General features: G+C 32.4%; 17 protein-coding genes. All 17 read left to right on the plus strand.

Annotated features, from left to right (window positions below; all coding sequences use genetic code 11):
- Window positions 1-79: 79 nt before the first annotated feature.
- The 17 genes from AAC024_RS07015 (at window position 80) to AAC024_RS07095 (ending at window position 19664) form a co-directional block, all read left to right on the plus strand.
- The gene (locus AAC024_RS07015) at window positions 80-3169 is read left to right on the plus strand and encodes an efflux RND transporter permease subunit (protein WP_339894574.1); all 3090 of its coding nucleotides are present in this window, start codon (window positions 80-82) and stop codon (window positions 3167-3169) included.
- Between the two features lie 1078 nt (window positions 3170-4247).
- Window positions 4248-4577, plus strand: coding sequence for an iron-sulfur cluster assembly accessory protein (locus AAC024_RS07020; RefSeq protein WP_339894575.1), 330 nt, complete (start codon window positions 4248-4250; stop codon window positions 4575-4577).
- A gap of 33 nt (window positions 4578-4610) precedes the next feature.
- Window positions 4611-5006, plus strand: coding sequence for a four helix bundle protein (locus AAC024_RS07025; protein ID WP_339894576.1), 396 nt, complete (start codon window positions 4611-4613; stop codon window positions 5004-5006).
- Window positions 5007-5040: 34 nt separating this feature from the next.
- Window positions 5041-6489 (plus strand): Fe-S cluster assembly protein SufB, encoded by a 1449-nt coding sequence (gene sufB, locus AAC024_RS07030; RefSeq protein ID WP_339894577.1) that lies wholly within the window; start codon window positions 5041-5043, stop codon window positions 6487-6489.
- Between the two features lie 110 nt (window positions 6490-6599).
- Complete coding sequence (locus AAC024_RS07035) at window positions 6600-7019, plus strand: hypothetical protein (RefSeq protein WP_339894578.1); 420 nt, start codon at window positions 6600-6602, stop codon at window positions 7017-7019.
- 101 nt (window positions 7020-7120) lie between these two features.
- Window positions 7121-7873, plus strand: a complete 753-nt coding sequence (sufC, locus tag AAC024_RS07040) for a Fe-S cluster assembly ATPase SufC (protein WP_339894579.1) — start codon at window positions 7121-7123, stop codon at window positions 7871-7873.
- A 152-nt stretch (window positions 7874-8025) separates the two neighbouring features.
- On the plus strand, window positions 8026-9339 hold the full coding sequence (gene sufD, locus AAC024_RS07045) for a Fe-S cluster assembly protein SufD (protein WP_339894580.1): 1314 nt from the start codon (window positions 8026-8028) through the stop codon (window positions 9337-9339).
- Window positions 9340-9481: 142 nt separating this feature from the next.
- Window positions 9482-10696 (plus strand): cysteine desulfurase, encoded by a 1215-nt coding sequence (locus AAC024_RS07050; RefSeq protein WP_339894581.1) that lies wholly within the window; start codon window positions 9482-9484, stop codon window positions 10694-10696.
- Window positions 10697-10822: 126 nt separating this feature from the next.
- Window positions 10823-11245 (plus strand): SufE family protein, encoded by a 423-nt coding sequence (locus tag AAC024_RS07055; RefSeq protein WP_339894582.1) that lies wholly within the window; start codon window positions 10823-10825, stop codon window positions 11243-11245.
- A gap of 105 nt (window positions 11246-11350) precedes the next feature.
- Entirely contained in the window at window positions 11351-11674 is a 324-nt protein-coding gene (locus AAC024_RS07060; RefSeq protein ID WP_339894583.1) for an SUF system Fe-S cluster assembly protein, read from the plus strand.
- Window positions 11675-11746: 72 nt separating this feature from the next.
- On the plus strand, window positions 11747-12316 hold the full coding sequence (locus tag AAC024_RS07065) for a class I SAM-dependent methyltransferase (protein ID WP_339894584.1): 570 nt from the start codon (window positions 11747-11749) through the stop codon (window positions 12314-12316).
- 1 nt (window position 12317) lies between these two features.
- Window positions 12318-12824, plus strand: a complete 507-nt coding sequence (locus AAC024_RS07070) for a DUF2480 family protein (protein ID WP_339894585.1) — start codon at window positions 12318-12320, stop codon at window positions 12822-12824.
- 190 nt (window positions 12825-13014) lie between these two features.
- The gene (locus tag AAC024_RS07075) at window positions 13015-13956 is read left to right on the plus strand and encodes a DUF3078 domain-containing protein (RefSeq protein ID WP_339894586.1); all 942 of its coding nucleotides are present in this window, start codon (window positions 13015-13017) and stop codon (window positions 13954-13956) included.
- Window positions 13957-14301: 345 nt separating this feature from the next.
- Complete coding sequence (locus AAC024_RS07080; protein ID WP_339894587.1) at window positions 14302-14670, plus strand: response regulator transcription factor; 369 nt, start codon at window positions 14302-14304, stop codon at window positions 14668-14670.
- Window positions 14671-14804: 134 nt separating this feature from the next.
- The gene (locus AAC024_RS07085) at window positions 14805-15803 is read left to right on the plus strand and encodes a hypothetical protein (RefSeq protein ID WP_339894588.1); all 999 of its coding nucleotides are present in this window, start codon (window positions 14805-14807) and stop codon (window positions 15801-15803) included.
- A gap of 4 nt (window positions 15804-15807) precedes the next feature.
- Window positions 15808-17238, plus strand: a complete 1431-nt coding sequence (locus AAC024_RS07090) for a glycosyltransferase (RefSeq protein ID WP_339894589.1) — start codon at window positions 15808-15810, stop codon at window positions 17236-17238.
- Between the two features lie 11 nt (window positions 17239-17249).
- Window positions 17250-19664, plus strand: coding sequence for a sulfatase-like hydrolase/transferase (locus tag AAC024_RS07095; protein WP_339894590.1), 2415 nt, complete (start codon window positions 17250-17252; stop codon window positions 19662-19664).
- Window positions 19665-19666: the final 2 nt, after the last annotated feature.

Raw genomic sequence — 19666 nt, forward strand, 5'->3', positions numbered from 1 at the left:
GAGCATATCAAGTTAAAATGGCTTCAATGTCTGGTTCAACACCTGCACACGGTCATGAACATTAAAAAAACGAAGAGAAATGTTAAACAAAATATTATCAATTTCACTTCAAAATAGATTGCTCATTCTATTGGGAGCGGTTGCATTGAGCGTATTGGGCGTGTATTATTCACGTACAATGAACGTCGATGTATTCCCAGACCTTACAGCGCCAACGGTAACCATTCTTACTGAAGCGCACGGAATGGAGTCTGTAGAAGTAGAGAAATTAGTAACCTATCAATTGGAAACGGCCTTAAACGGTTCGCCAAATGTGAGACGAATCCGTTCGTCATCGGCAGCAGGTATTTCCATTGTTTGGGTAGAATTTGAATGGGGAACCGATATTTATCGGGCGCGCCAAATTGTAAATGAGCGCATCCCGATGGTACGTGAAAACTTACCTGAAGGTATTGGAGCACCAACGATGGCGCCTATTTCATCTATTATGGGTGAAATAATGCTCTTGGGTGTGACATCAGATAGTTTATCGGCAATGGAATTACGAACCTTATCAGATTGGACAATCAGACCTCGCATAAAAGCGATTGGTGGTATTGCCAATGTGGTGGTCATTGGTGGCGATTATAAACAATACCAAGTATTTGCCAATCCTGAAAAGATGAAGCATTATAACGTAAGTCTTTCAGAATTGGTAGAATACGTTAAGGAGGCTAACAAAAACGCACCAGGAGGCGTTATCAATCAATATGGTAATCAATACATTATTAAAGGAAGTGGTAGAGCTTATGTGTTGGAAGATTTGCAGGAAGCGGTTTTAAAACAAGTGAATGGTCAGACCATCAAAATAAAAGATGTGGCCACGGTTCAAATTGGAGCTGCCGATAAAATTGGAGATGGTTCATTAAACGCAAAACCCGCTGTGATTCTGACCATCTCTAAACAACCAGATGTAAACACTCTGGAACTAACAGACCGATTGGATGAAGCTATCGCTGATTTAGAGACAACTTTACCAAAAAGTGTCAGCATCAAAAATCACATTTTTCGACAATCTGATTTTATAGAAGCATCCATCAGCAACTTAAATCAAACCTTATTGGAAGGTGCATTTTTTGTAATGATTATCCTTTTCATCTTTTTAATGAATTGGAGAACTACTGTTATTTCATTATTGGCAATTCCTATTTCATTATTGGTATCCATTATCATTTTAAAATGGTTGGGTTATACCATTAACACAATGAGTTTAGGAGGAATGGCAATTGCTATTGGTGCATTGGTTGATGATGCCATTATTGATGTGGAGAATGTGTATAAGCGCTTACGAGAGAACATCAAAAAGCCGAAAGCAGAACGACAATCAACAATTACTGTTGTTCGTGATGCATCAGTTGAAATACGAAGTTCCATCATTATCGCAACACTAATTATTATTGTATCATTTATTCCACTATTCTTTTTAAGCGGAATGGAAGGGCGATTGTTGCAACCGTTAGGTATTGCTTTTGTAACGTCGGTATTAACTTCATTGATAGTTGCGGTAACCGTAACACCAATTTTGTGTTCTTATTTGCTGGATAACGAAAAGCTTTTAAATAAGCAAGCAGAAGGTACACGTGTGGAGCGTTGGTTGCAGAAACACTATGGTAATCTTTTGGAACGTGCCACAAATATTCCAAAAACCATTATTGGAACTACAGTAATTGCCTTTATCATAAGTCTTTTGGTGCTAACCCAATTAGGAAGAAGCTTTTTGCCTGAATTTAATGAAGGGTCTTTGGTAATTAGTGTGGTTGGTCCGCCAGGAATGTCTTTAGAAGAGAGCAACAAAACAGGTAAATTGATAGAAACTATTTTATTGGATTTACCTGAAGTGGAAGTTGTTACCCGAAGACAAGGTAGAGCTGAATTAGACGAACACGCACAAGGCGTAAATGCATCAGAAATAGATGTGCCCTTTATTTTGAAAGACAAAACAAAAGAAGAATTTTTTGAAGAAGTCAGAAACAAATTGAGTAATGCACCAGGCGTAAATATTACTTTGGGGCAACCTATTGCACACCGAATTGACCATATGCTTTCTGGAACGCGTGCCAATATTGCTATTAAAATTTTTGGTTCAGATTTGCAACGCTTATTTGAAGTTGGTAAAAGCGTAGAGCAAAACATCAAAGATATTGATGGTTTGGCAGATGTTGCTGTAGATCAACAAATTGAAGTGCCACAAATACGTATCAAACCCAAACGTCAAATTCTTTCGGCTTATGGAATGACCGTTGGCAATTTAATGGAACAAGTAGATATTGCATTTGCAGGAAAAGAAGCAGGCGAAATTTATGAAGGACAGCAGTATTTTGATTTGATAGTGCGCTACGAAAAAACATTTAGAGATGATATTGAAAACATCAACAATACCTTAATAAGTTTACCAAATGGTGGACAAACCATATTAGGTGAATTGGCAACAGTTCAATCTGTAAGTAGTCCAAACACTATCAATCGTGAAGATGTACAACGTAAAATTGTGGTCGCTGCCAATGTTCAAGGAAGGGATTTACGTGGTGCTGTAAACGAAATAAAGGAAGCGGTTGCAAACAAAGTAAATATGCCAGAAGGCTACCGTGTACAATATGGCGGACAGTTTGAAAGCGAATCCAAAGCATCACAATTGCTTATGATAACAGCAATTATTGCAATAGCCATTATTTTTCTGTTACTGTATTATGAATTTAAAGATGTAAAACTGGCTTTTGTAGTATTAATAAATCTGCCTTTAGCTTTAATTGGCGGTATTTTGATTGTGTATTTCACGTCAGGAATCATCAGTATTGCAGCAACCATTGGGTTTATTAGTCTCTTTGGTATTGCTACACGTAACGGTATTTTATTGGTGTCACGTTACGAAGATTTACGTAAAGAAGGAATGCAAGGGTTTCAATTGATAAAAACAGGAGCTTTAGACCGTTTAAATCCAATCTTAATGACAGCCTTTACAACTGGTTTAGCATTAATCCCATTAGCCTTAAAAGGCGGTGAACCGGGAAGCGAAATTCAAAGCCCCATGGCAGTTGTTATTTTGGGTGGTTTGTTATCGGCAACTATTTTAAATTTGGTTGTGATTCCGTGTGTTTATCAATTGGTAATTCAAAGACGAAAAACGAGGTAATATGTAATTATTCCTGCCCAATCAAAATAATAATGGCTTTATTGTTTATGAAATATAAATGAGGTTCATAATCAAAATTTTGGGCAGGATATCTTTATGAATTTGAAGGTATTGATATTTAAGGAGTTATTGGTGAGGATTCAAATTTATTTCCTGAAGTAAAACCTTTCAAAATCAGGGGCTTTTCAAAGCTGAAGAGATAAAAGAACTTCTAGAATTTGAATCTTGGCATGCCCATAATTTTAAGACTAGTAGCAAAAGAATTGTTGATTGATCCTTTCATGCAAAAAGTAGCACACGGAATTTTTGGTTTAACAGACAACGCTATTCTAATACCCTTTTTACGATCTCTTTCAGACTATGATTTTATAAACAATAATTATTAAAACGATTAATACTACACTAAATGATGTATTTCATCGAAAATATACGGTATTCATCTATTAAATATTATTATTTTTATTAAATTAACCCCAATCAACGGATTCTTTCATGAATAGAAGAATAACATCTAACATGTTTTGCTCAACTTATGGGCATAATTATTTTCGCTTGAGTAAAGCAAATGCTAATACTCCAGAACTTATTTGTAAATGTTGCAAGAGTTATTTTAAATTTGAATCTGACGGCGCTATAACTTCCGTTTCTCAAAGAGAAAATGACAAATTCTCGTCAATGCTCTACAAAAAAAGAATTGCTTAATCTTCAAAAGTAGTCCTCAATAAAAATCAACCAACAAAAGGTAACAACCTTTAATTGAGTACTTCATAAATTGATAAGAAAAACCTATCAAACCATATATTAATATAATGTTAGGTTATTCTATATTCATTGACTTATATTGTATATTTGTCCTCTATTTAGAAACTGTCTTAATAAAATTATTAATTCAAAACTAAATTTAGAGTCTGTTTAAGAATTTGTGATTAGAATTTTTACAGTCTATTTTTGAAGCAGTATGAGGCAAAATTTTTAAACATAGCCTAGTTACGGTTCAAAATTTTAACGAAATAATGCGCAAAAAGAGGCGTAAAAAAATAATTGGCAAAGTCTTAAACAGACTCATAAAAAAAATAATATGATAAAAGTCTCTGAAACAGCTAAAAAGAAAGTGGTTGAGCTTATGACTGATGATGGCTACAATGCAACTACAGACTATGTTCGTGTAGGTGTTAAAAGTGGCGGTTGTTCTGGATTATCTTATGACTTAAATTTTGATAAAGAACAACAAGACGGTGATAAGGTTTTTGAAGACAATGGTGTAAAAATTATAGTTGACAAAAAAAGCTTTTTATACCTCATAGGAACCACATTAGAATATTCAGGTGGATTAAACGGAACAGGTTTCGTTTTTAATAATCCCAACGCTAACCGCACTTGTGGTTGTGGCGAATCATTTTCACTATAAAAGTTCAAAATTTAAAGTTTTAAATTCAAAATCATGGCTAGCGTTAAACAATTTGAAGATTTAGAAATTTGGAAATTAGCGAGAATCCTTTGTGACACTATAAATAAAATTGCCAATAGAACAGATTTAAGGAAAGATCATAAACTCTACAGTCAAATTGATGGTTCTTCTGGTTCTGTAATGGATAATATTGCGGAAGGTTTTGAGAGAAATGGAAATAAAGAATTTGTTCAATTTTTATCAATTGCAAAAGCATCTTGTGGAGAAACACGATCTCAACTCTATCGGGTTTTCGATAGAAATTATATAACTACTGAAGAGTTTCATGAATTAAAAGAAGAAACTATAACCTTGAGTAAGATGATTGGTGGTTTTATGAACTACCTAAAAAAGAGTGATTTAAAGGGAAGCAAATACAAAACAGATTAGCCCAACTTTGAATTTTAAATATTAAATTCGGAACATGAATAAATATACCGAGGATGATTTACGCGAAGAGCTAAAAACTAAAGAATACGAATACGGTTTTTATACTGATATAGAATCCGATACGTTTCCCAATGGTTTAAATGAAGATATTGTGCGTGCCATTTCTAAAAAGAAAGAAGAGCCACAATGGATGACCGACTGGAGATTGGAGGCTTTTAGGGCTTGGAAAGAAATGATTGAACCAGAATGGGCAAATGTGCATTACAAAAAACCAGATTTTCAAGGTATTTCTTATTACTCTGCACCAAATAGCAAGCCTAAATACGATAGTTTAGATGAAGTAGATCCTGAGCTTTTAGCAACATTTGCTAAACTTGGTATCTCAATTGATGAGCAAAAAAAGTTAGCTAATGTTGCTATGGATGTTGTAATAGATTCAGTTTCAGTAGCAACCACATTCAAGAAAACACTAGGTGAAAAAGGCATTATCTTTATGAGTATTTCTGACGCTATAAAAGAGCATCCAGAACTTGTTAAAAAATATTTAGGAACCATTGTTCCACAAAAAGATAACTTTTATGCTGCATTAAATTCGGCTGTTTTTAGTGATGGCTCTTTCTGTTATATTCCAAAAGGGGTACGTTGCCCAATGGAATTATCAACGTACTTTAGAATTAATCAAGCAGGAACAGGACAATTTGAAAGAACTTTAGTCATTGCTGATGAAGGTAGTTATGTAAGTTATCTTGAGGGCTGTACCGCACCAAGTAGAGATGAAAATCAATTACACGCAGCCGTTGTAGAGCTCATTGCCTTAGATGATGCTGAAATAAAATATTCAACAGTACAAAACTGGTATCCAGGAAATGCTGAAGGTAAAGGTGGTGTTTTCAACTTTGTAACAAAACGTGGACTCTGCGAAAAGAATGCAAAAATTTCTTGGACACAGGTTGAAACTGGTTCTGCAGTAACTTGGAAATATCCTTCTTGTATTTTAAAAGGCGATAATTCAGTAGGTGAGTTTTACTCAATAGCAGTAACAAACAACTATCAACAAGCCGATACAGGAACTAAAATGATTCACTTAGGAAAAAACACGAAGTCTACTATCATTTCAAAAGGAATTTCAGCAGGAAAATCTCAAAACAGTTACCGTGGTTTGGTTCAAATAAATTCAAGAGCGAAAAATGCACGTAACTTTTCACAATGTGATAGTTTATTGATGGGTAACGAATGTGGCGCACATACATTCCCATACATAGAAGCTAAAAACAAAACAGCAATAATAGAACACGAAGCAACGACCAGTAAAATTGGTGAAGACCAAATTTTTTATTGTAATCAACGTGGTATTGATACCGAAAAAGCTATTGCATTAATAGTAAATGGTTTTAGTAAAGAAGTTTTAAATAAACTTCCGATGGAGTTTGCTGTGGAAGCGCAAAAATTATTAGAAATAAGTTTAGAAGGAAGTGTGGGCTAAAAGCCCATTCCCATGAAAATGGGAATCTTTAATTTGAAGTTTAATTAGAAAGATACTCGCATTCGAAGTAAAGGCAGGATTCTTATCAAATAAAAATCAAGAGTTAAAAAATGAAAAAGTTACTTTTTATCACATTAATTTTCATAGCATTAGTAAGTTGTAAAAAAGATGTAAAATCTCAAAACTCAGAAGAAACTATCATCAATGATAGTGAAGCAAGAACTGTAAAACAGAGTGATGGACTTACACTATTAAAAGGCGAGTTTGTTTACTACGATGGTGCTGCTGTGCTTCAAACAAATTCTGAAATTTATGGTGTTTTAATTACCGATAAATTAGAAGCCCTTCAAAAACAAGCTGAAAAACATAAATCTGAACCAACAGACATGGTTCAGGTTGAAATACGAGGAAAAATCACAAATCAAAAAGACGAAAAAATTCTTTGGGAGAACAAGGTTGAAGTTATTGAAATATTAAATGTAAAACCTAATTCAAAAGAAGAAAATAAAGTTATAAAACTAGGAAACTAATCAGAATTAAATCACAAATTACAAATTCTAAATTCCAAAAAACAAACAGAAGTAACCATTTGAGATTTTGTATTTGATATTTGGAATTTTAAAAATAAAGTATGTTAAAAATAAACAATTTACACGCAAGTGTTGAAGATAAAGCCATTTTAAGAGGTGTTAACTTAGAGGTTAAAGCAGGAGAAGTTCATGCTATTATGGGACCTAATGGGTCTGGAAAAAGCACATTAGCTTCCGTAATTGCAGGAAAAGAAGAGTATGAAGTAACCGAAGGCAACATCCTTTTTGAAGATGAAGATATTGAAGAATTGGCTGCCGAAGAACGCGCTCACAAGGGTGTATTTTTATCGTTTCAATATCCTATAGAAATTCCTGGCGTTTCTGTAACAAACTTCATGAAAACTGCCATAAACGAAACTCGTAAGGCAAAAGGTTTAGCAGATATGCCTGCTAAAGAGATGCTAAAATTGATTCGTGAGAAATCGGAGTTATTAGAAATTGATAGAAAGTTTTTATCACGTTCTTTAAACGAAGGGTTTTCGGGTGGGGAAAAGAAACGTAATGAGATTTTTCAAATGGCCATGTTAGAACCAAAATTAGCCATACTAGATGAAACTGATTCTGGTTTAGATATCGATGCACTTCGTATTGTAGCAAATGGCGTAAATAAATTAAAAAGCAAAGACAATGCTGTTATTGTAATTACACATTACCAGCGCTTATTAGAATATATCGTTCCAGATTTTGTTCACGTACTTTATAATGGAAGAATTGTAAAATCAGGTACTGCAGCATTAGCTCACGAGCTTGAAGAAAAAGGATACGACTGGATTAAAGAAGAAGTGAACGCGTAGTTAGTTGGCAGTATTCAGTCTTCAGTTGGCAGTTGCTTACTCAATTTCTGATTACTCTTACTTTCTATTAAATATGAAACAGTTATAAATATTATACAGATTTAGTAGCGTTTTAACTGCATACTGAATACTGTCCACTGAAGACTGAAAAAATGGATTTAAAAGAAAAATTAGTATCATCATTTTTAGCATTTGAAAATCATGTCGATATAGATGGATATATTCACGATGTTAGAACGGATGCTATAAAAGTATTTGAAGAAAAAGGCTTTCCTTCAAAAAAAGAGGAAGATTGGAAATACACGTCATTAAATAGTATTTTAAAAGAAGATTATAGCGTTTTTCCAAAACAAGAGAATGCTTTAGATTATAAGGATATCAAAAAGTATTTCATCCACGATATTGACACCTATAAAATCATCTTTATAGATGGAAAATATTCATCGCATTTATCTCAAACTACACATGACGGGATAGATGTATGTTTGATGTCATCAGCTCTAAACAAGCCAAAATACCAATTGATTATTGAAAATTATTTCAATAAAGCTGCGGTAAAAGATAGTTTATCATCATTAAATACAGCGTTTTCAAGTGAAGGTGCTTATATTCATATACCTAAAAATAAAATTGTTCAAAAACCAATTCAAATTTTGCACTTTTCAACAGGAAATGAATCTGCTACCATGTTACAACCACGTAACTTAGTTGTTGTTGATGAGAATTCGCATGTGCAAATCGTAGAGCGTCATCAAAGTTTAACAAGTAATCCTGTATTAACAAATAGTGTTACCGAAATTTTCGCTAACAAACGTGCTATTGTCGATTATTATAAGATTCAAAATGATAACGAAAACGCCTTTTTAATAGATAATACGTTTATCAAACAAAAAAGAGAAAGCTTAGCTTCAGTGCATACTTTCGCTTTTGGTGGTAAATTAATACGAAATAATTTAAATTTCTATCAAGAAGGAGAACGCATAGATTCTACCCTAAAAGGTATCACTATTATTGGCAACAAACAACATGTAGACCACAACACCTTGGTACATCACAAAGAACCAAATTGCGAAAGCCATCAAGACTATAAAGGTATTTTTACCGATAGATCTACAGGCGTTTTCAACGGTAAAGTAGTTGTTAATAAAGAAGCGCAAAAAACCAATGCATTTCAAGCCAATAACAACATTTTACTAAGTGATCAAGCGTCTATAAACACCAAACCACAATTAGAAATTTTTGCCGACGATGTAAAATGTTCACACGGTTGTACTATTGGCCAGTTAGATGAAAGCGCTATGTTTTACATGCGTTCACGTGGTATTCCAGAAAAAGAAGCCAAGGCACTTTTAATGTACGCCTTTAGTAATAACGTGTTAAGTTCGGTTAAAATCCCAGAATTAAAACAACGTATCACCAAGATTATCGCCAACAAATTGGGTGTAAATATTGGGTTTGATCTATAGAAAATTTTGTCATTCCCTCAAAGGAGGGAATCTCATGATGCTAATTTAAAATATTATTATTTTGAAGCTAATCCCGCTTTCGGCAGTCGCTCTCTGCGAGGAGCTCCAACAAATGCCTCAATCGGGGCTAGACATAAACGCTATGTTCAACGTAGAATACATAAGAAAAGACTTCCCCATTCTTTCTCGCAAAGTTAATGGCAAACCTTTAGTATATTTTGATAATGCTGCAACCTCACAAACACCACAACAGGTTATTGATGTCATTGTAGATTATTATTCAAATTACAATGCCAACATTCATCGTGGCGTTCATACTTTAAGTCAAGAAGCAACCGATTTATACGAACAAGCGCGTCTTAAAATACAATCTCATTTCAATGCAAAGTTTTCGCATGAAATCATTTTCACATCAGGAACTACACACAGCATAAATCTCGTTGCAAATGGTTTTTCATCCCTATTAAAAAAAGGAGATGATATTATAGTTTCAGCCTTAGAACACCATAGTAATATTGTGCCTTGGCAAATGTTATGTGAACGAACTGAAGCAACTCTAAAAGTCATTCCTATGAATGAAGAAGGAGAACTCATCATACCGGAATTTGATAAATTGCTATCAAAAAACACCAAACTGGTTTTTGTAAATCATATATCTAATGCTTTAGGAACTATAAACCCTATAGAATATATAATCAAAAAAGCTCATGATGTAGGCGCTGCAGTTTTAATAGATGGCGCCCAATCTGCACCGCACATCAAACCAGATGTTCAAGCTTTAGATGTGGATTTTTATGTCACTTCTGCGCATAAAATGTGCGGACCAACAGGTGTTGGCATGCTATACGGAAAAGAAGCATGGTTAAAAAAATTACCACCTTACCAAGGTGGTGGCGAAATGATTGCAGAAGTAACTTTTGAAAAAACCACCTATGCAGATTTACCTCATAAATTTGAAGCAGGTACTCCAAATATATGTGGAGGCATTGCTTTTGGAGCAGCCATAGATTATATGAATAGTATTGGTTTTGAGAGCATCGCAGCTTACGAAAATGAACTACTGGAATATGGCACAAAGAAATTATTGGACATTGAAGGTTTAAAAATTTACGGTACTTCAAAGCATAAAACCTCCGTTATTTCTTTTAATTTACAAGGAATCCATCCTTATGATGTTGGCACCATTTTAGATAAATTAGGAATAGCAGTGAGAACTGGACACCATTGTGCGCAACCTATTATGGATTTCTATAAAATTCCTGGAACAGTAAGAGCTTCTTTTGCATTTTATAATACTAAAGCTGAAATTGATGCTTTGGTTGAAGGTGTTAAGAAAGCTAAAATGATGCTGTCTTAAATTCTTATCGTATTTTTGCATAAAATTAGAAGTTGTCAGGTTGAGCGCAGTCGAAACCTAATTAATTTATTTAGATTAAAAAACCTTTCGACTGCGCTCAAGGAGACAAAACTAAAATTGAAACCTATGAGTATTGAAGACATCCAAAACGAAATAATAGACGAATTTTCAATGTTTGAAGATTGGGAAGAACGCTACCAATATATGATTGATTTAGGGAAAGATTTACCCTTAATTGACGACCAATACAAAACCGATAGCAACATTATTAAAGGTTGCCAAAGTAAAGTATGGGTGCATGCTGAGATGAAAAATGATAATATTGAATTTACAGCCGATAGTGATGCCATTATCACAAAAGGCATTATAGCTATTTTAATTAGGACATTTTCAAATCAACATCCAAAAGACATTATTGATGCCAATACCGATTTTATTGATAAAATAGGTTTAAAAGAGCATTTATCACCAACACGAGCTAATGGATTAGTGAGTATGGTGAAGCAATTAAAAATGTATGCTATAGCGTACCAAACACAACTTAATTAGTTTGTTGTTTGTTGTTTGTTGTAAAGTCGTTTATCAACTTCGACTAAACAACTTAACGAATAAACAGATTCCCACCTTCGTGGGAATGACAAAAAAAAATTTATTATGAGTGATACAATAAATACTGCCGAATTAGGCGAAAAAATAGTAAACGTACTTAAAACGATTTACGATCCAGAAATCCCAGTTGACATTTACGAATTAGGTTTAATCTATGACGTATTTGTAAACGAGGATTTTGATGTTAAAATATTAATGACTTTAACCACACCTAACTGTCCAGTTGCAGAAACATTACCATTAGAGGTTGAAGAAAAAGTAAAATCATTAAATGCTGTAAAAGACGCCGAAGTAGAAATTACTTTTGACCCGCCTTGGACACAAGAATTAATGAGTGAAGAAGCTAAGTTAGAGTTGGGGATGCTTTAAGTTAGTTTTCAGTCTCAGTCGCAGTTTACAGAACGCTTTGACTAAACAACAAACAACTTAACAACTTACAATTTGAATGCCGAATATTATCATACCAAAAAATCTGTTGCAGAATATATAAACGCTGCGAAAGGTTTTGATGGATCTGATTTAATAAAAAAACTAGAGGAGGTTTTACCAGCTAATTCAAATATACTTGAAATAGGTTCTGGCCCAGGTGAAGATTGGGAAATCCTTAGTACATTTTATAGTGTTATTGGTTCTGATTTTTCATCAGAGTTTTTAAATCATTTAATCGCTAAGTATCCAACAGGAAAATTCCTTAATTTGGATGCCATTACCTTAAAAACAGAGCAAAAGTTTGATGGAATTTATTCAAACAAAGTCATGCATCATTTAAGAGATAGCGAATTAATTGAGTCTATTAAAAACCAACACAAAATATTAAATCCAGATGGCATAATTTGCCATTCGTTTTGGAAAGGTAAAGGCTCTGAAATTTTTAAAGGTCTTTTTGTAAATTATCATGATAAATTCAGCCTTAGAAAGTTTTATGAAGCTAGCTTTGAGATTTTAACATTGGATTTCTACAAAGAATTTGAAGATGGAGATTCTCTTTTATTAATTGGAAAGAAAAAATAAAATGCCAGACGACATCATAAATCGCGTAGCGAATAGCAAACTAGTTACTATTGACCTTGAAGATTATTATCCGAAAGGCAAACGCGTTTTTTTTGACATTAAAGATTGGCTTTTTGAAGGTTTTGTGCTTCGCGAAAAAGACTTTAGAATTCAAGCAGCAGAGTTTGATTGGAGTCAATATCAAGATAATTATGTTGCTTTAACCTGTAGTACAGATGCTATAATTCCTGGTTGGGCATACATGCTTTTAAGTATTCAACTAGAACCTTATGCAAAAAAAATCGTGATTGGCACTCTTGATAATTTAGAGACTTCTATTTACCAAGATATTATAAACAACCTTGATTTCTCAGACTTCAAAAACAAACCCATCATTATAAAGGGGTGTTCCAACAAACCTGTTCCTCAAAACGCTTATATCATGCTTTCTGTTAAACTAAAGCCATTAGCTAAATCAATCATGTATGGAGAGGCTTGCTCTTCTGTGCCACTTTTCAAAAAGAAATAATCTTTTAAGTGACTTTAGCATTAGTTAAGTGTCAAACATACATGTAGAAATAAATATAAGAGTGCAAAACCGTTTTATTTTTGTACTAAATAAACACATTTATATTTCAATATACATTAATTAACATTTGTTGAAAATTAATTTTGTTGAAAATTAATATATTTGCACGCATTTTATTAAAATTAAAGAAATGAAAAGAACATTATTATTACTTGCATTACTTATCGGAATGGTTTCGATAAATGCTCAAACAAAAGAGGAATTACAAATTCAAAAATCTGAAAAGCAAGCTATTGCAGATGCTGCACAAGCTGAGGCTAATGCTTTACAAACTAAAATTGACGGCTTTCCGGGGTGGAGAAAAGGCGCTTTTGGTACTATTGGTGGAAGTTTATCTAACTTTAACAACTGGTATTCTCAAGGATCTCCAAATAATGCCTCTGGTAATATTGGGTTTACTGTAAATGCCTTTGCTAATTTAATTCAAGACAAATTCTTTTGGAGAAACTCATTAAACACAAATTTAAACTGGGTGAAATTAGACAATAAAGATACTGATGCTGACAACGATAGCTTTAACCCAACTACTGACGTTTTTAGTATCTCGTCTTTATACGGTAGAAATATAACTAAGACATTAGCTGTTTCTGGATTAGCAGAATACAGAACTACAATACTAGACAATTTTAACGACCCTGGTTATTTAGACGTTGGTGTTGGTGCGACTTGGACACCAATTGAAAATTTAATAGTGGTTGTACACCCATTAAACTACAACTTTGTTTTTGCTAAAAATGATGCCGTTTTTGAATCATCATTAGGTGCTAAAATTGTTGCTGATTATACTAGACAAATTGGTGCTGTTAGCTTTAAATCTAATTTCTCAACTTTCCAATCTTACAAATCTGGTGATTTATCTAACTTTACTTGGATCAATAGTTTTGGCTATACCCTATGGAAAATGATTGGTGTTGGTTTTGATTTTGGTTTAAGAAGCAACAAACAAGAAGCTTTAAATTATGCTTTAGGACAACTTGATCCTTTAGCACTTCCTGCTACTGAACCAACATTTGACAATGTTGATAATGATTTACAAACTTATTATACTTTAGGTTTAAGCTATAAGTTTTAAAAGACAAAAAACACTCATTGTCTAATCCTAAATAATCGATACAGATTAAAAGGATTAAATTTATAAATTAAAAGAGGTCGTCTAAATAACAATTTTAGACGACCTCTTTTTTATATTCTGATACTTCACTCTTAAAACGACTTCTAATTCTTACAAAATTAAATAATAATCGTGCTTTTGTCGTTTTTATTTGCTTTTTGTCGATTTTATTGTATATTACAACCGTTTTTGAAAGATCATTTCAATAAATTTTTTTCACTACTAAAAACATAAGTAGTGAAAACCATTCTGTCTCTCACTGTTTAAAGTTTCAAAAACACTAATATTTTTAACAGAATAGGTAAAATGAACAAGAAAAAAATTGTTTTGGCAGAAGATAATACAACACTTTCTTTGTTATTAAAATTTAGATTAGAAAAAGAAGGGTTTGATTTATTTATGGCCAAAGATGGCAAAGAAGCTTTAGAGTTAATTGAAAGCAATTCACCAGATTTAATTATCACCGATATCATGATGCCTTTTATGAGCGGACTAGAAGTGATTAGTCATATAAGAAATAAACTAAATTCAGAAACCCCCATAATTGTTTTTTCAGCCGCCGGTCAAGAAGAAATGGTGCTTAAGGCTTTTAATTTAGGGGCTAATGATTTTATGGGAAAACCGTTTAGTCCAAATGAGTTAATGATTAGAGTAAAACGATTATTGAAGATATAACAAAACCATATAACTGAAATTAATTTTGCCCCATGATTGATTACCAGTACATATATAGCACTTATAACAATCTTCCTTTCCTAATTAAATTGGTCTGGATTGTTATTAGTTTATTGGCTCTAACTATCGCTTTCATGAGCATGTACTTAAAAGTTATCCGTCATTCATTAAGAAAGAAACGTGAAATAAATATAAAGTTTAAAACAGAATACGAATCTCTTTTAGTAAAGTATTTATATTCTGGTGATGATTCAGGAAAAACCACGAAAACTCAAAACTCAATCATTGAGAGTTTAAAAGAGTCTGTTAAAGTAGATTCCAAAAGAAAAATAATTCTTGCTGTTTTATACGATTTGATGAATGAAGTTTCAGGTGAAATGTCAGACTCCATACAAACATTCTACTACAAAACAGGACTTATAAAATATAGTTACGCCAAATTGAAAAATAAAAAATGGCATGTTATTGCCAAAGGAATTGGAGAACTAAGACGTTTTAGAATTAAAAAAGCAAGTCATAGAGTAACAAAATTTATAAACCATCCTGTAAGAGAGGTTCAAAAAGAGACTCATTTATACATGGTAAACCTATTCCTTTTTGATGGACTATCCTTTTTAGATCACTTAAAAACACCTCTTTCCGAATGGGAACAAATCCAACTGCTTGAAACATTACAAAAATTTGAAAATCAAGAAATATGCAATATCCGTCCATGGCTAAAATCTACTAATAATTCTGTTGTGTTATTTGCCCTTAAGTTGGCTAAAATTTATAATCAATTTGAAGTAAAAGAAACTTTAATGGAGTTGCTGTCACATACAAATAAAGATATACGGCTTAATACTATAAATGTACTTACACATTTATATGGAATTGAAGCTAAAGATGTTCTTAAAACTAACTTTAACACACTTAGTATAGAAGAGCAAATAAGTTTCTTCGGTCTTTTAGAAAAATTAGTAATGCCTGATGACGAACCTTTTATAGAAGAACATTTATTTCATAAAAATTTCGAAATACAATTATTGGCTCTAAATATTTTAAAAGAAATAAACATTGACAAATATATGGGCCTTTCAAAGCTTTCTAAAAAAGAAAAGAGTACAGCCATGATAAAATCAGAAAACATTTAACTATATGGATACTAGTTCGGTTAAAATAATTTTACAAATCCTACACGTTATATTTTTTGGATACGCTTTTGCCGCCATTCTATCCTATATTATACTATCTGTAATCTCTGGCAAGGAAACCATTGAATACTCAAAAAGGAAAAGCTTTATTAATTATAAAGATATCCTGTCGTCAACCATATCACCCTCAATAACCATAATTGCACCAGCTTATAATGAAAGCTTAAATGTTGTTGAAAACGTTAGGTCTTTATTGTCTAATCACTATGTAAACTACAATGTAATAATTGTGAATGACGGGAGTGAAGATGACAGTTTAGAGCGCCTTATTGAAGCTTACGATTTAGAAAAAACAGAATACATTATAAATGACAAAATTAAAACACAACCACTCAGAGCAGGAATCTTTAAATCAAAAAACCCTGCCTTTGAAAAATTAATGGTTGTAGATAAGAAAAATGGAGGAAAAGCAGATGCCTTAAACATGGGTCTTAACTTAAGCAAAAGTAAATATGTAGCCTGTATTGATGTAGATTGTTTACTTCTTGAAGATGCACTTCAAAAACTTATAAAGCCTTTTCTTGACGAAACCGAAACCAAAGTTATTGCAGCAGGTGGTGTTATAAGAATTGTAAACTCATGTACTATTAAAGGTGGTAAATTAATGGATATTAATTTACCAAAAAGTCTATTAGTCAAATCTCAAATTTTAGAGTATTTACGTGCTTTTCTGCTTGGCAGAATGGCTTGGAGCAGATTAAATGGCTTACTGGTTATATCTGGAGCCTTTGGTGTATTAGATAAGGAAATAGCCATAACCGTTGGCGGATATGATACCAATACAGTAGGTGAAGACATGGAAATTATTGTAAGAATGAGACGTTATATGGAAGAAAAAAACGAAAAATATAGAGTGTCCTACATCCCTGATCCATTATGTTGGACAGAAGCACCAGATTCCTATAAAATATTTATTTCTCAAAGAAACAGATGGACAAGGGGAACTATTGAAACCTTGAAAAAGCATAGAAAAATTGGTTTTAATAGAAAATATGGCTCATTTGGTTTAGTAAGTTACCCATATTGGTTAATTTTTGAACGACTTGCACCAATAATTGAATTAATTGGACTTATATACTTTATTATTTTAATAATTCTTCAGGAGGTTAAATGGGAATACGCCATGTCCTTTCTTGTCTTATCTTATTTATTCTCAGTAGTGTTTTCTCTAATGGCAATATATTCTGAAGAGCTCACCTTTCATCAATATAAAAAAAAGGGTACAGGTATTAAACTCGTTCTATTAAGTGCTTTAGAACCATTTGCATTACACCCATTTATACTATATGCCGCCATACAAGGAAATTATGACTACTACTTTAATAAGAAGAAAAAATGGGGAAATATGGTTAGAAAAGGATTGTCAACAACATAACTTAAAATGTAATGAATGCGAAATTTTTAAATAAAGATATTTATAAATATGCCAACTTAATTTTGTCATTAATTGGGTCGTTTTGGTTAATAAGCCTATTTGAACTAATTATGGCTAAATCCACCCAAACCCCTTTTATTCTTGCATTATTATATAAACTTATCAACGACTTTTGGGGAGGTTTAATAATTGGCTTATTAGTATTTCCTTTGTGTTTAATTATAAATAAATTTGCTAAAAAACAGGTGTTTAACATTATCAAAGTTTTATTTGTAATTATTGTAATTATTCAATTTTCACTAGTAAAATATAGCTTAACTACTTTACTTAATTTAGGAGCCGATCTTTTAGGATATTCCTTGGATGATATTTTTAATACAGTATCATCTTCAGAATCATTTTCCATAGCTTATTTTATTCCTTTTATAGTTTTTCCGGTATTATTTTTCTTAGTTCAAAGGTTATTAGCAATCTACTCCAACGAGCGTATATTAATTGCTGGAGGATTAATAGGTGTATTACTATTTGGTAGCTTAAAACTGGTACTCACCAATGTTTCGGAAGTTTCATTTCAAAATAAAATAGCCTTTTTAACTTCAGATATTATAAAATTCCAAAATGAAAAAAATAGGTTAAACGCATATAACTTCAACAGAAACGATTATCCGCTATTAAAACCTTTTAGTCAATCTAAAGATGTATTATCTCCCTTTTTTAATATTACACAAGAAAAACCTAATATAGTTGTGTTAATTGTGGAGGGTCTTGGTAGTGAATTTGTTGGCAACAGAACGTATAGTGGCTTTACACCGTATTTAGATGGACTAATTTCAAAATCATTATATTGGGAAAATTTTGTTAGTACAACAGGTCGTACTTTTGGAGTTGTCCCTTCTTTATTAGGCTCATTACCTTTTGGCGAAACAGGGTTTTTAGAACTCCCTAAAACACCTTCTCACATTTCTCTAATTAGCGTACTAAAAGCTAATGATTATTCAACTTCTTATTATTCTGGAGACCAATCTAGTTTTGATAAAAAAATTAACTTTTTTGAATATAATGATATTGATAATGTTATCGATGAAAACAAATACGGGCCTGAATATATTAAAACAGAAGCCAACTCTGGAGGGTTTTCTTGGGGTTATCCAGATTCCGAAATATTTAAAAAAACACTTGCTACTATTGATAAATATCCTGAACCAAGGTTAGATATTATCATGACACTATCTAATCATGAACCCTTTAATTTTCCCAACAAAGCATACTATGAGAGTAAAGTAGATAGTATTTTAAATTCTAATAAAAAATTTAATATTCCACAAGAAGAAATTTTAGAATATAAAGATATTTATACAAGTTTATATTATACAGATAGTTCTATAAAAGACTTTATGAATACTTATAAAAAGCGAGAAGATTTTAACAATACCATATTTATTATAACTGGGGACCACAGGCTTATTCCTATTCCTCAAAAAGACAAACTATGCAGGTTTCATGTGCCATTATATATTTACAGTCCATTATTGAAACAACCAGAAACATTTAAATCGGTTTCATCACATTGGGACATTGCTCCAAGCTTACTTTCCTTTTTAATGAATAATTACCCGTTTAACAAACTAGACGAAACTGCGTGGATGGGTAATGGATTAGATACAACAAAGGCCTTTAGAAACATTAATAAAATTCCATTAATGCGCTATAAAGGAAGTGTAAATGATTATATATATAAAGACTATTTATACTCTGATGGAGAGCTCTATAAGATAAATGAAGATTTTGGAACTTATAAGGTTCATGAAGAAGCATTAACAAATGCCATAGCAGATTCTTTATTAGCATTTAAAAAAGTGAATGCTTACATAACAAAACGCAACAAAATTTTCCCAGACTCGCTTAATATTTATGTGAAACCAAAAATAGATTTTTCAAATGAACAGTTAGCCATGATAAGTACCATGGCCAAGGATAAAACATTTGATGAAGCTTTTAAAATTGCCCAAAACAAAGCTTTTAATAAAAAACGTGAAGAAGCGCGATTATTATGCGATTATATTTTAAGCGAACTTCCTAATCATTCTGATGCAAGGACTTTAAAGGGCAGAACTCTAGCTTGGGATGGTGACTATGTTAATTCTGAAATAGAATTGTTAAACGTAATTAAAAGATCCCCTTTTTATTTTGATAGTTATTTGGCTCTTTTGGACCTATACTGGTGGTCTGAACAAGAAAAGAAATCGGAAAACCTATTTAAGCAAGCTTTAAAAAATAAAATCGATAATCCAGATTTAAGTTTTAAAATGGCTAATGCGTATAATCGCTTAAATAATAAAACCCTAGCCGTTAAATTAATGGATAGTTTAGTTAACAAATACCCAGATAATGCTGATTATATAGCATTTAAAAAAGCCCTAAATTAAAA

Origin of the sequence: uncultured Algibacter sp. (assembly GCF_963976535.1) — a bacterium.
Lineage (GTDB): Bacteria > Bacteroidota > Bacteroidia > Flavobacteriales > Flavobacteriaceae > Algibacter_B.